We start from the raw sequence: 13,162 nt of genomic DNA on the forward strand, positions 1-13,162 counted from the left end.
AAAGTATCAGATAATTGTAAAGCGGCAGGTGCTCAGGCGGACGCGACGGTCGCGAGCGCCTCGAGGTACTCGAGATACTCCGCGAGCGTGTCGTGGACCCGGCCGACGGAGATGATCGTCGCTCCCGCCTTCTCGGTAGCCGCCAGGATGTCCTGCGCCCGAGCGGGTTCCGCGATCGGGTCCAGTGGCGCAACGGGCGGTAGCACGACGTCGAAGGGCTCCGGCAGCTCCACCTGGCCGAGCCATCGGTTCGCTTGATCGGGTGACACCGCGAACGGTGTCCAGCCGTCGGCGAGTGCAGCAGCCCGACGCAGCGACCGCAGCGTACGTCCGCCGGTCCAGATCGGAACCCGATCCTGTACGGCGCACGGGTCCACGACCATGCCCTCGAAATCGTAGAACTCGCCGTGATACGCCGGTTGGGGCTGCGACAGCGAGGCGCGCAGGGCTCGCATCGCATCGTCGCCGCGGGGCCCGCGGTCGTCGTAGGGGGCGCCGATGAGGTCGAACTCCTCCTTGAGCGTCCCGACTCCCACTCCGAGGATCAGACGGCCGTTGCTGATCAGATCCAAAGTGCCGTAACGCTTCGCGATCTCCAGCGGGTGGTGGTAGGCGAGCACCAGGACGTGGGTGGCGAGCCGGATGCGTTCGGTACGCGCCGCGAGGTAACCGAGCGTGGACAACGGATCCCAGTAGCGGGCCCCCCGGCGATCCAGTTCCGCTGCCGGGAGCGCCACGTGTTCGCTGCAGGTGAGGTGGTGGTACCCGAGACGGTCGGCGGTCTCGGCGACCCGTACGAGGTCGTCGATCGTGGCGTTCAATTCCCACGGTCCGTGCGCGCCGGGATTGAGGGTGACGACGGGACTCGATATCGAGAGCTTCACCATCGTCGCGCTCAGCCCTGCATGAATCCGCCGGCGTCGACGGGTATCGACTGTCCGGTGATCGTTCGGCTCTCGTCGCTGGCGAGGAACAGCGCCGTGTTGGCGATGTCCTCCGCGGTGGAGATGTCGCGCAGTGCCACGCCTTTCAGGATGTGTGCGCGGTGCGTCTCGTAATCGACGTTCCGCTCCGCCGCGGTGCGCCTGACCCAGTTGCGCCACAGTTCGGTGTCGATTCCTCCGGGCACGATGCAGTTGCACCGGATCCCGTACTCGCCGACCTCGAGTGCGACGGCCTTGGTGAACGCCCGCAGCGACGCCTTCGCGGTGACGTAGTGGGTCTTGCGAGGGACGCCCTGATAGCCCGCGGTCGAGGAGAAGTTCAGAATGACCCCGGAGCGTCGCTCCAGCATCGACCGCTTCACCACCTCACGGGTGCAGAGCATCGCTGCGGTGACGTCGATCGCGATGGTGGAGTTCCAGTTCTCCAGCGTCTGCTCCCAGATGTAGAGGTCCTCACCCGGTGCGGCGGCGTTGTTGCACATGACGTCGACGTAGCCGAACTCGTCGATCGCGCGGGTGACCATCGCCGCGACGTCATCCTCGTCGGTGACGTCGGCGCGCATCGCGATGGCGCCTTCGCCGGCATCGAGCGCAGCCTGCTGCACCAGTTCCTCGCGGCGTGCGGCGAGCAGCACGCGGGCGCCCTCGCGGACGAACATCCTCGCCATCACGGGTCCGAGTCCCGTGCTGGCGCCGGTGATGATGGCGACCTTGCCCGCCAGTCGGCCGTGACTCATGTCCCCGCCGCCCCGGCGAAGAGCTCGGTCAGGCTGTGGCAAAACAACTCCCGGCCGGCGCCGGTCTCGTCGAGCAGCCGATTGGTGCGACGCTGCACCCGCCATCCCGTATCCAGCCGGACGAGGTCCCATCGGACCGCGCTGACGCGCCAGAGGTAGAAGCGACCACCGTCGCGCCGCATGATCAGCGAATAGTTGAGTGCGGTGGCGGCGTCGCCGTCCACATCGATCAGCAGGGGTCCGGCGAAGTGCGCGACGCCGGCGGCGATGAGGTTCTGGTGGCCGTCGCTCTGCAGCATCGCATCGACGCCGGCACCGCCATGGTGGGGCGTACCGTTTGCGTCCCAGTCGTATTCGCCGTCCTCAGTCCACAGCTGGCCGGCGAACGCGGTCAGCCCGGCGTCGGCTGCGGGACCGTAGGACATGATCAGTCGGGTGATCGCCGACTCGTCCTCAAGGCGGCGCACCCGCGCCGTCAGTGCGGTCAGATCGCGATCCGGCATGTCCACAGTGACGCCCCTTCCATCCGACAGGTGAAGGCTACGCTGTCGATCGCCGACGGCCTCCGTGCCGCCGGGCGCAGCCGGTCGACCTTCTACGAGCACTACGCGGACCTCCACGACCTCGCCGAGTCCGCTGGAACATCCTGACTACTCGTCGCGGCGAAGGACTCAGCGCGGCGGAGCGGTAGTGGCTCTCACGATGAGTTCCGGGGTGAGGACTGAGGATCGTGGTTCCGTGCGCTCGCTGTCGAGGCGGTCGATCACGGCCGCCACCGCGTGGTCGGCCTGCTGCAGGGGCTGCTGGCTGACCGTGGTCAAGTCGATGTGACCGAGACGCGCCAGCATGCTGTCGTCGTACCCGGTAATCGAGACCCGTCCGGGGACGTCGACCCCAGCACGTCGCAGCGCGTCCAGAACGCCGGCCGCGAGCCGGTCGTTGGCGCAGACGACTGCGGTGGGGAGGTCTCCCGACAGCAGTCGTTGCGCTGCGGCCATTCCCGCAGACTCCGTGAAGTCGCCGTCGATGACTTCGGCGGTGTTCTCCAGACCGTGCCTGCGCATCGCGCGCAGGTAGCCGGTGCGGCGATCGGTGGCGATGACACCCGAGCCGCCCGACACGTGTACCACGCGGCGGTGGCCCAGCCCGACGAGGTAGTCCACCACCGAGGCGATGCCGCGGCCGTCCGCGGTGCGGACGACGTCCAGTGCGTCGCTTCGAATACGTCGTCCGATGACGACCGACGGCACCTTCCCTCCCAGGTCGTTCAACTCGCCCGCCGGTAGCTCGGTTCCGATCAGAAGTATTCCCTCGCAACGGAAGTCGAGGAGGGTATCGATCACCTTTGCCTCGCCGTGCGTAGGAGTGACGGCGCCGAGCACCACTTCGTAGCCGGCGCGATCGGCGGCAGCGACGATGTGCTCGGCGATCTCGGTGTGGAAGCTGTTGCGAATGTTGATCGTGACACCGATGTGGTGCGTGCGGCGGGCGGTCATCAGTGCGGCGTTCCGATTCACCCGGTAGCCGAGCTCGTCCGCAGCCGCCAGGACGCGTTGGCGGGTCTCAGCGCTGGGACCGGAAGCGTTGCGGAACACCAGCGATACCAGGGCTTTGGACACACCGACCTTGTCGGCGATGTCCTGCATGGTCGGCCGATCGCGATTCCTGGGCACCTGCGCCTCCTCCGGTTCACGCCGGCGGGGGGTTGACAGCCGGGTGTGACAGCGCTCATAGTAGCGGAACTAGACCGGTCTAATAGACCGGACAACACGCATCCGCTGGAGGAGTCCACAAAGGGCTCACCTCCCGACATGACAAGGAGCAGTGCGAGTGACAAAGCCATCGATCGGAGTCGCCGTCATCGGTGGAGGAATGGCCGGGCGGGCGCACGCCGCCGGTTACCGTTCCGCCACCACCGTCTTCGGTACCGACCGGCCCAACGTCCGACTGGTGGCCATCGCCGATACCAACGAGGCCGTCGCCGACGACACCGCACGGCGGTACGGGTACGAGCGAGCCGAGTACGACTGGCGTTCGATCGCCGAGGCGTCCGACATCGACGCCGTCAGCGTCGTCGTCGCCAATCACCTGCACCGCGAGATCGTCGAAGGACTGCTCGCCGCCGGCAAGCACGTGCTGTGCGAGAAGCCACTGGCTGGATCACTCGCCGACGCGGAGGCCATGGTGACCGCGGCCGAGGGATCCGACCGGGTCACGGCCGTCGGGTACACCTACCGGCGCTCGCCGGCTGTCGAGCAGATCCGCCGCGAGCTCGCCGCTGGCACGATCGGCGAACTGGTGCACTTCAACGGGCACTACTGGTGCGACTACGCCCTCGACCCGACGTCGCCGATCACCTGGCGATACCGCGGTGGGCCCGGCACCGGTGCCCTCGCCGACGTCGGCAGTCACCTGATCGACCTCGGCGAGTTCGTCTGCGGACCGATCACCGAGGTGGGCGGTGCGGCGTTTGCCACCGTCATCAGGGAGCGGCCGTTGCCACTCGGTGTCACGTACGGACACACCAAGGGTGCGGTGAGCGACGAGTTGGCACCCGTCGAGAACGAGGACGTGGCGACCTTCACGGCGACGTTCGCGAACGGCGCGGTCGGGACGTTCTCGGCATCGCGTGTCGCGCACAGCCTCCCCGACGGCTTGGGCTTCGAACTATTCGCTTCCACGGGTTCCGCGGCGTGGAATCTGCACCGGCCGGGCGAATTCGAGATCTCCACCGTCGAGGGCCGCGCCGAACTCGGCGGCCCGCGACGGGTGATCGTCGGACCCGACCACCCGTACATCCGCGGAGGCCTGCCGATGGACGCCGGCGGTGTCGGACACGGGGTCGCGGACCTGTTCGTGTACCAGACCCGCGCCTTCCTCGACCAGATCGCGGGCATCGGTGACATGGGTCCACTGCCCGACTTCGACGCCGGACTGCACGGTCTACGTGTCGTCGCCGCCATCGCCGAGTCCGCCCAGTCGGGCGGCGCCACTGTCAAAGTCGTTTGACGAGAGAGGAATCAGAACGATGAAGCTCGGTGTCTACACCGCGATCCTGCACGACAAGCCACTGCGTGAAGCCCTGGAGGTGATCGCCTCACTCGGGCTCTCCGGCGCGGAGATCAATGCAGGCGGATTCCTGCCGACCCCGCATCTGCCGGTCAGGGACCTGCTGTCCGGTGAGCTCACGCCGCGTCAATACCTGTCGACCTTCGACGGCACCGGGGTCTCGATCGCCGGACTGAACTGCAATGGCAACCCGCTGCACCCCGATCCCGAGGTGGGGTCCGAGGACGCCGACGATCTGCGCAACGCGATCCGCGTCGCAGGCCTGCTCGGGGTGGATCGGGTGGTCACGATGTCCGGTCTACCGCAGGCGCACCGCGGCGGACAGTGGCCGGCGTGGCATGTCAACACCTGGGACTCCGGCTACCTCGACTCGCTCGACTACCAGTGGGACGACGTCGCCGTCCCGTTCTGGACCGAGATCGACGCACTCGCCCGCGAGAACGGGGTGAAGGTCGCCATCGAGATGCACCCGCAGAACCTCGTCTTCAATCCGCCGACGATGAAGCGCCTCGTCGAGAAGACGGGAGCAACGCACGTTGGCGCGGAGATGGATCCGTCCCATCTTTTCTGGCAGGGCATCGACCCCGTCGCGGCGATCGAGTGGCTGGGTCCGCTGGTCTTCCACGCCGCGGCTAAGGACACCCGGATCAACGACAACTGCAAGATCTACGGTGTGCTCGACGACCGCTTCACCCGAATCCCGTTGGAGCAGAACCCGACCGGGCTCGGTGGACGGCACGTCGTGAACAAGTGGCCCGAGGACTCCGCGTGGGACTTCGTGGCCGTCGGCCAGGGACACGACACTCGGTTCTGGGCGCGCTTCCTCCAGGCGCTGGAAGCCGTCGACCCGGACATGTGGGTCAACATCGAGCACGAGGACGTGGCATTCGGGCCGCTGGAGGGCCTGAAGGTCGCCGCCGAAACACTCAAGACCGCCAATTCAGCCAGCGTCGGCTAACCGAAAGAGACGAAGATGAATACTCAACGTACGCGAGGCAGTGTCCGCATCGCGGTGGTCGCGGTCAGCGCACTACTGGTTTTGACGGCGTGCTCCGCCACCGGGGGTAAGCCGCGGAGCACCGGCGGCGGAATGGACGCCGGCCAGGCCGACACTCCCCGGTTCACCGTCGCGATGATCACCCACGGCCCGCCCGGTGACACGTTCTGGGATCTGATCCGCAAGGGTGCGGAAACCGCCGCGGTCAAGGACAACATCGACCTGAAGTACTCGTCGGCGTTGTCCGGGCCGGAGCAGTCCACTCTGGTGCAGTCCGCAATCGACAGCGACGTCGCCGCTATAGCGGTCACCCTCGCCCGGCCGGAGGCGATGGAGCCGTCCGTGCGGGCCGCGGTCGACGCGGGCATCCCGGTGGTCGGACTCAACGCGGGAATCGACTCCTGGAAGGCGATGGGTGTCAAGGCGTACTTCGGCCAGGACGAGCGGATCTCCGGCGAAGCCGCGGGCCAGCGGCTCGCGACGGAGGGGGCCAAGAAGGTCGTCTGCGTCATCCAGGACCAGGGCAACGTGTCACTCGAATCACGCTGTGCCGGTGTTGCTTCCGGATTGGGCGGCAGCGGGATGGAGATCCTGAACGTGAACGGGACCGACATGCCGTCGGTCCAGTCGACCATCACCGCCAAACTCCAGCAGGATCCGAGCGTCGACACCGTCATCACGTTGGGCGCACCGATCGCGCTCGCCGCCGTCGAATCGGTGGACAACGCGGGAAGCAACGCAAAGATCGCGACCTTCGACACGAACGCCGCACTCGTCGATGCGATCAAGGGCGGCGACGTGCAGTGGGCAGTCGATCAGCAGCCGTTCCTGCAGGGCTACCTCGCCATCGATTCGCTATGGCTGTTCCTCAACAACCGCAACACGATCGGCGGCGGTATGCCGACGCTGACCGGGCCGGCGTTCATCGACTCGTCGAACATCGACGCCATCGCCGAGTACGCGAAGAACGGAACCCGCTGACGTAAAAGGCGCAGGGCCACGCCAGGCCGGCGGGCCTACCGTCCGCCCGCCGGTCGCTGAGCGGTCCCAGCAGCTGCTTCGGAGATCGCGGGCGCAACCCAGCGGTGCAGGAACGCGCGCAACTCCTCGCCTTCGTGTGGCGGGCGTCCGGGATCGATGATCAGCGACTGGAACATCCGCAGCATGAACTCGACGAGTCCGTCGAGATCGTCGTCGACCATGCCGACCGTGCTCCAGTCCACGTTGAACCGTTCGAGGAGCGAACGCCCGAAGGACATGGCCATGTCGGAGGTGACCCCCGCGGAGAAGGCGCTGGCCTTTCCAGGGGTCAGCAACAGCCCCAGGTACTTCTCGTGGGGAAGTCGTTCGAGCGTGTGGGCGAGGCCCTCCACGACGGCGTCGGCCGGATCGTGGATCCCGCGGACGTGTTCGGCCAGCGCGTCCAGGAAGGGGCCGACCTCGGACACGGAGGTGGCGAACAGCAGGGCCTCGGTGCTGGGGAAGTAGCGATACACCGTCTGCCTGGTGACGCCGACGTCCTTGGCCACATCGGAGACGCCGAATTCCTTGCCCTGCCGGTCGATTCGGCGTTTGGCGGCGGCGAGGATGCGTGCGATCGCCTCCTCGTCGTCAGCCGGCTTGGCCCCCGACCACCCGTGCGTGCGCATCAGTGATCGGAATCCCTGGAGTGCATGGTCCAAAACGCTACCGTCGCCGACCACTGGATATCTCGACCATCCATACAGTGACAAGTGTATGGTCAGCGTGTGGCGGCGACGAGGGAGTGGCAGTGACCATTGACGGGCCCGTGCGAACGGGAGTGGCGGACATCGAGCTGACCAGGCGGGCTCTGCAGTTGGTTCTCGGCAAGACCACCGAGATGGCCGATGACGTTCTCAGGGTGCCGCTGCACTACTACCGCGACCCCAAGATCACCGAGATCGAGGAACAGCAGATTCTGCGGCGGACCCCGTTGGCGATCGTCTCGAGCGCCCAAGTCGCCAGCGCAGGCGACTACGTGGTGCGCACGGTGCTGGGCGATTCACTTCTGGTCACCCGCGACAAGGACGGTCGGAGTCACGTCTTCCTGAACTACTGCCGGCACCGCGGCGCCATGCCGGCGTGCGGGTCGGGCAACTCGACGCGTTTCACGTGTCCGTATCACGCGTGGACCTACAGGAACGACGGGACGTTGTTCACGGTGCCGGGCGCCACGGGTTTCGCGGGGGTCGACAAGGCCGACTACGGACTGGTAGAGCTGCCCAATCAGGAGCGGCACGGGTTCATCTGGGCGGTGCTGACCGCCGATGCGGACATCGACGTCGACGAACATCTCGGGCCCCTCGGGCCGGATCTGGCGGCACTGGACTACGCGTCGTTCGGCTATCACGACGTCCGGGAGTTCGAGTCCGAGGTGTCCTGGAAGGGGGCGCTGGAAGCCTTCGCCGAGAGCTACCACTTTCCATTCGTTCACGGCGAGAGCCTGATCGGGCAGAACGCGCTGGCGAACACGTCGATCCACGACGGCTACGGCAAGCATCATCGGATGGGCTTTCCGTTCAACTGGATCGCCAATCTGCAGTCCGACGAAAGCGCCTCCTGGGACGTCCGCGACAACATGGGCGTCATCTACTGGATCTATCCGAATCTGGTGCTGGCCAACAGCAATGTAGGGGTCGAGGTCATCGACATCCTGCCCGCCGGTTCGCCCACGCGGTGCACCGTGCGGCACAGCTGGTTGGCCCGCGTGCCCGCGCCTGACGATGCCACCCGCGCCGGCTACGACATGATCTTCAACGCCGTCCACGCTGCGGTGCGCGACGAGGACTTCGTGATGCTGCCGCAGTGCGGAGAGGGCGTCCGCCGCGGCCAGCACGACCACATGATCATCGGCCGCAACGAGATCGGTGTGCAGCACATGATCCGCGTGTTCGCCCAGGAGCTGGGCGTGGCCCTGAGCTGAGTGCGGTGGTGAATCGGTTCACCCTGACGCATGCTTTCGGATTTCTTTCGCGAAAGCGCATGCGCAAGCGCTTGCGCGGTCCTAGTGTCCGAAGAACACGCGGCGCAAGCGGCGTCGCATCGGGACAAGGGAGTCCAGATGTTGGACAAGCGCGCAAGCATCCGAGCGGTTGGGGCGATCCTGATGGTGGGCTCCGTGGTGCTCGGCATGACCGCCTGCGGTGGCTCGAGTTCGGACAGCGTCAAGGTCGGGTTGATCACGAAGACCGATTCGAATCCGTTCTTCGTGAAGATCCGCGAGGCCGCCAAGGCTCAGGCCGACAAGGACGGTGCCGAATTGGTGGCGCTTGCAGGAGCTTTTGATGGCGACAACGAGGGCCAGGTCGCGGCCATCGAGAACATGGTCGGCCAGGGCGTGAAGGGCATCCTGATCACCCCGAACTCGTCCACCGGCGTACTCGACGCGATCAAGAAGGCGCGCGACGCCGGTGTCGTGGTCATCGCCCTCGACACCGCGACCGACCCCGAGGACGCCGTCGACGCGACGTTCGCGACCGACAACAAGGCCGCGGGTGTCAGCCAGGGCAAGTGGGTGAGAGCCGCTCTCGGCGGGAAACCGCCCCAGGTCGTGATGCTGGACGGAACCCCCGGTGGCACCGTCGACACCTTCCGTCACGACGGTTTCCTCGAGGGCTTCGGCATCACGAACGACTCGCCGGAGATCGTCGGCCAGGAGAACACCAACGGCGACCAGACCAAGGCGCAGACCGCGATGGAGAACATCCTGTCGCGAGCTCCGAGCATCAACGCGCTCTACACGATCAACGAGCCGGCGGCCGCCGGTGCGTACCAGGCGATTTCGTCGGCCAACCGCACCGCGCAGATCACCATCGGCTCGATCGACGGCAGCTGCACCGGCATCGCGGACGTGAAGTCCGGGAAGGTCGGCGGCACAGTGCTGCAGTTCCCGGCGAAGATGGCGGAGCTGGGAGTGCAGGCGGTGGTTCAGTTCGCGAAGGACGGCACCAAGCCGAGCGGTTTCAACGACACGGGTTCGATGCTCGTCACGGACAAGCCCTTCCCCGGCATCGAGTCGAAGGACACCGCATGGGGCGAGCAGAACTGCTGGTGAGCTAGTTCCATGGCCACGGGCACTCCCGCAACGTCGCCGTCGACGGCGAAGCCATCGGTGTCGAGCCGGCTCAACGTAGGCAACCTCCTGCGTGAACCGCTGCTCGGCCCGCTGGTCGCGCTCGTCGTCGCCGTCATCATCTTCAGTTCCATCGCGGATTCGTTCCTCAATCCGCAGAACGTGTCGCTGATCCTTCAGCAGTCGGTAGTGGTCGGCATCCTCGCGGTGGGGCAGACGCTGATCATCCTCACCTCCGGCATCGACCTCTCGATCGGCGCGGTCGCCGTCTTCGGGACCATCGTGATGGCGCAGAGCGCGGGCGCCAACGGGCCGGTTGTAGCACTGGGGTTGACGCTGCTGGTGTGCGTCGTGTTCGGTGCGATCAACGGCGGGCTGGTGACGGTCCTGCGACTGCCGCCGTTCATCGTCACCCTCGGAACGTTCACCGCGATACTGGCCGCCACCCGGCTGCTCGCCGGCTCTGAGACCTACCGGGTGGAGCAGGGGCCGCTCACCTTCCTGGGCACGTCGTTCCGGGTGGGATCGTTCTCGACCACCTACGGCGTGGTCGCGATGCTGCTGGTCTACCTGGTGACGTGGTACGCCCTGTCCCAAACAGCCTGGGGCAAACACATTTACGCCGTCGGTGGGAATCCGCAGGCGTCGGATCTGTCGGGTATCAAGTCCGGGCGGGTGCTGCTCTCGGTCTACCTCGCCACGGGGGTGATCGCGGCCATCGCGGCGTGGGCTGCTCTCGGTCGCATCCCGAACGCCGACCCGAACGCCTACCAGAACGCCAATCTCGAGACGATCACCGCGGTGGTCATCGGCGGCACCAGCCTGTTCGGTGGGCGGGGTGGCGTCGGCGGAACGCTGGTGGGCACGCTGATCGTCGGCGTGCTGCGCAACGGTCTCACTCAGGCGGGCGTCGACAGCCTCTATCAGAACATCGCAACCGGAATCCTGGTGATCGTCGCGGTGGCGGTGGATCAGTTCACCCGCAGGAGGTCGCGATGAGCGACGCACCCGTTCTCGAGGCACGCGGGCTGGTCAAGAAGTACGGCAACGTCACCGCGATCAACGGGGCCGACTTCGAGTTGCGCGACGGTGAGGTGCTGGCGGTCATCGGTGACAACGGCGCCGGGAAGTCCAGCCTGATCAAGGTATTGGCAGGTGCTGTGATCCCCGACTCGGGCGAGATCCTGATGAACGGAACGCCGGTGTCGTTCAAGAACACTCGAGACGCCAGGGCGGCCGGAATCGAGACGGTGTACCAGGACCTCGCCGTGGTACCGGCACTCGACATCGCGTCGAATCTCTACCTCGGTCGCGAGATTCGACGAAAAGGCATCGCGGGCAGCCTGTTCCGCCGGCTGGACATGCCGAGGATGCGCGAGGAGGCGGCTCAGCACCTCGCCGACCTCAAGATCGGCATCAAGTCGGTGAACCAGGCGGTGGAGACGCTGTCCGGTGGGCAGCGGCAGGGCGTCGCGGTGGCGCGGGCCGCCGCGTTCGGCCGTGGCGTGATCATCATGGATGAGCCGACCGCTGCTCTCGGCGTCCGGGAGTCGGGACAGGTGATCGACTTGATCCGGTCCATCCGCGACCGCGGTGTCCCGGTGGTGCTCATCAGTCACGACATGCCGCACGTGTTCGAGGTGGCCGACCGGATCCACATCCACCGACTCGGGCAGCGCGCGGGCGTGGTCGATCCGAAGACTCGGTCGATGTCCGAGGTGGTGGCGCTGATGACCGGTGCGGAGGAGCCGACCGATGAGGAACGCGCCGGTCTTTGAGAAGACTCCGGTCGGAGTCTTCGTCGGGTTGGCGACCCTCGACGTGATCCACCGCGTCGCCGAAGTACCGGGGGCGAACCAGAAGAGCACCGCGGCCGCACAGTTCGTGGCCGCGGGCGGACCCGCCGCCAACGCGGCCGTCACCTTCGCGGCCCTGGGCGGCGACGCGATCCTGGTGACCGCACTGGGCGACGATCCCGTTGCCGACCTCGTCCGAGCCGACCTCGCCGCGTTCGGCGTCCGCGTCGTCGACGCGGCGGCGGGCACCAGCCCGCAGGTCCCCGTATCCGCGGTGTCGGTGCTCGAATCCACGGGCGACCGATCGGTCGTCTCGCTGGACGCGGTGCACTCCACCGCGTCACCACCGGGGGATCTCGACGATCTGATGGCGGATGCCGCCGTCGTGCTCGTCGACGGCCACCACCCGGTGATCGCCCGTGCCGCGGCCCGGTCCGCCGCAGCACGATCCACCACGCTCGTCGTCGATGCCGGCCGCTGGAAACCGGTGATGACCGACCTCATCCCGTGTGCCACCGACATGGTGTGCTCCAACGACTTCCGCATGCCCGGCACCGACAGCACGGGGGGGATGGCCGCAGCGATGATGGACCGCGGGGTCCGCACCGTCGTCGTGACGCGCGGCGGCGATCCCGTGCAATGGTGGTCGGACGGCGACTCCGGCTCCGTCCCGGTGGATCCCGTGGTGGTGGTGGACACTCTGGGGGCCGGCGATGCGTTCCACGGTGCATACTCGTACTTCTCGACTCGGCACCGCAGTGGTGTCGCCGAGCGCATCGAACGCTCCGCCGGCGTGGCGGGACTTCGGTGTTCGGTGGTCGGGCCGAGGGCGTGGCTGAGCCGACTCGGTAGTGAGCAGAGGCGGGAACGGTGACGATCGAGCGCGACGTGCAGGACGTCACACTCGCCCAGTTGGTCCAGTGGGCCAGGGCGCTGGTGGTTCCGGGCGCGCGCCGCATCATCGGTCTCACGGGTGCTCCGGGAGCCGGGAAGTCCACCATCGCAGAGCAACTCGTCACGGCCCTGGGTCCGGACACCGCCGTGCTGGTACCCATGGACGGCTTTCATCTGGCCAACGACGTCCTGATCGACCTGGGCCGCCGGGATCGCAAAGGGGCCCACGACACGTTCGACGACGGCGGGTACGCGCGGCTCATCACCTGCCTTCGGGCGCAGCGCGCGGACGACGCGGTGGTGTACGCTCCGCGCTTCCATCGCGAGATCGAGGAGTCGATCGGGTCGGCCATCCCCGTTCCGCCCACGGTGCCGCTGGTCGTCACCGAGGGAAATTACCTTCTGCTGGAATCCGGGGCGTGGCCCGCAGCGCGGTCGGCCATCGACGAGGTCTGGTTTCTGGCCCCCGACAACGAGGTTCGCCACACCCGGTTGCTGAGCCGACACGAGGCGTACGGCAGGTCGCCGGAGGAGGCGAGGTTCTGGGCCCTCGGGTCCGATGAGCGCAACGCCGAGCTCATCGAGTCGACCGCCGGTCGCGCGGACCGGATCGTGCGTCTCCCGTGACCACG

At 67.0% G+C, this 13,162-nt stretch carries 14 protein-coding genes; 9 read left to right on the forward strand and 5 right to left on the reverse strand.

All coding sequences use genetic code 11. The features are described 5' to 3' along the window. Window positions 1–32: 32 nt before the first annotated feature. The 4 genes from NM203_RS15885 to NM203_RS15900 all read right to left on the reverse strand — a co-directional run bounded on the left by NM203_RS15885 (window position 33) and on the right by NM203_RS15900 (window position 3,354). On the reverse strand, window positions 33–887 hold the full coding sequence (locus NM203_RS15885) for an LLM class F420-dependent oxidoreductase (RefSeq protein ID WP_255060980.1): 855 nt from the start codon (window positions 885–887) through the stop codon (window positions 33–35). A gap of 8 nt (window positions 888–895) precedes the next feature. Beyond that, the gene (locus tag NM203_RS15890; RefSeq protein ID WP_255060981.1) at window positions 896–1,681 is read right to left on the reverse strand and encodes an SDR family NAD(P)-dependent oxidoreductase; all 786 of its coding nucleotides are present in this window, start codon (window positions 1,679–1,681) and stop codon (window positions 896–898) included. Continuing rightward, entirely contained in the window at window positions 1,678–2,184 is a 507-nt protein-coding gene (locus tag NM203_RS15895) for a nuclear transport factor 2 family protein (protein WP_255061233.1), read from the reverse strand. The genes NM203_RS15890 and NM203_RS15895 overlap by 4 nt, the downstream gene beginning before the upstream one ends. Before the next feature lie 168 nt (window positions 2,185–2,352). Beyond that, window positions 2,353–3,354, reverse strand: a complete 1,002-nt coding sequence (locus NM203_RS15900) for a LacI family DNA-binding transcriptional regulator (protein WP_255060982.1) — start codon at window positions 3,352–3,354, stop codon at window positions 2,353–2,355. A gap of 157 nt (window positions 3,355–3,511) precedes the next feature. Here NM203_RS15900 and NM203_RS15905 point away from each other — a divergent pair, with 157 nt between their 5' ends. Genes NM203_RS15905 through NM203_RS15915 form a run of 3 tightly spaced genes read left to right on the forward strand, consistent with a single transcriptional unit; the run spans window position 3,512 to window position 6,728 of the window. Beyond that, window positions 3,512–4,690: a Gfo/Idh/MocA family protein gene (locus tag NM203_RS15905; RefSeq protein WP_255060983.1), complete on the forward strand. Its 1,179-nt coding sequence runs from the start codon at window positions 3,512–3,514 to the stop codon at window positions 4,688–4,690. 19 nt (window positions 4,691–4,709) lie between these two features. After that, window positions 4,710–5,708: a sugar phosphate isomerase/epimerase family protein gene (locus NM203_RS15910; protein ID WP_255060984.1), complete on the forward strand. Its 999-nt coding sequence runs from the start codon at window positions 4,710–4,712 to the stop codon at window positions 5,706–5,708. Between the two features lie 15 nt (window positions 5,709–5,723). Further along, window positions 5,724–6,728: a substrate-binding domain-containing protein gene (locus tag NM203_RS15915; RefSeq protein ID WP_255060985.1), complete on the forward strand. Its 1,005-nt coding sequence runs from the start codon at window positions 5,724–5,726 to the stop codon at window positions 6,726–6,728. A 35-nt stretch (window positions 6,729–6,763) separates the two neighbouring features. Here NM203_RS15915 and NM203_RS15920 read toward each other — a convergent pair whose 3' ends face one another. Continuing rightward, window positions 6,764–7,396 (reverse strand): TetR/AcrR family transcriptional regulator, encoded by a 633-nt coding sequence (locus tag NM203_RS15920; protein WP_255060986.1) that lies wholly within the window; start codon window positions 7,394–7,396, stop codon window positions 6,764–6,766. A gap of 122 nt (window positions 7,397–7,518) precedes the next feature. On the opposite strand from NM203_RS15920, the gene NM203_RS15925 reads away from it, so the two are divergent. From NM203_RS15925 to NM203_RS15950, 6 genes are all read left to right on the forward strand, one after another. Then, a complete protein-coding gene (locus NM203_RS15925; protein WP_408633362.1) occupies window positions 7,519–8,691 on the forward strand; it encodes an aromatic ring-hydroxylating oxygenase subunit alpha in 1,173 nt (390 codons plus the stop codon). Window positions 8,692–8,829: 138 nt separating this feature from the next. Further along, the gene (locus tag NM203_RS15930) at window positions 8,830–9,822 is read left to right on the forward strand and encodes a substrate-binding domain-containing protein (RefSeq protein ID WP_255060987.1); all 993 of its coding nucleotides are present in this window, start codon (window positions 8,830–8,832) and stop codon (window positions 9,820–9,822) included. Between the two features lie 9 nt (window positions 9,823–9,831). Further along, window positions 9,832–10,839 carry an ABC transporter permease gene (locus NM203_RS15935; RefSeq protein ID WP_255060988.1) on the forward strand — a complete coding sequence of 336 codons (1,008 nt, stop codon included), beginning with the start codon at window positions 9,832–9,834 and terminating at the stop codon, window positions 10,837–10,839. Beyond that, a complete protein-coding gene (locus tag NM203_RS15940; RefSeq protein ID WP_255060989.1) occupies window positions 10,836–11,618 on the forward strand; it encodes an ATP-binding cassette domain-containing protein in 783 nt (260 codons plus the stop codon). The genes NM203_RS15935 and NM203_RS15940 overlap by 4 nt, the downstream gene beginning before the upstream one ends. Then, window positions 11,596–12,510, forward strand: coding sequence for a PfkB family carbohydrate kinase (locus NM203_RS15945; RefSeq protein ID WP_255060990.1), 915 nt, complete (start codon window positions 11,596–11,598; stop codon window positions 12,508–12,510). Before NM203_RS15940 ends, NM203_RS15945 begins: the two co-directional genes overlap by 23 nt. Then, a complete protein-coding gene (locus NM203_RS15950; RefSeq protein ID WP_255060991.1) occupies window positions 12,507–13,157 on the forward strand; it encodes a nucleoside/nucleotide kinase family protein in 651 nt (216 codons plus the stop codon). Before NM203_RS15945 ends, NM203_RS15950 begins: the two co-directional genes overlap by 4 nt. Window positions 13,158–13,162 lie beyond the last annotated feature (5 nt).

It is taken from the genome of Mycolicibacterium arenosum (genome assembly GCF_024320865.1).
In the GTDB taxonomy this organism is placed as follows: domain Bacteria; phylum Actinomycetota; class Actinomycetes; order Mycobacteriales; family Mycobacteriaceae; genus Mycobacterium; species Mycobacterium arenosum.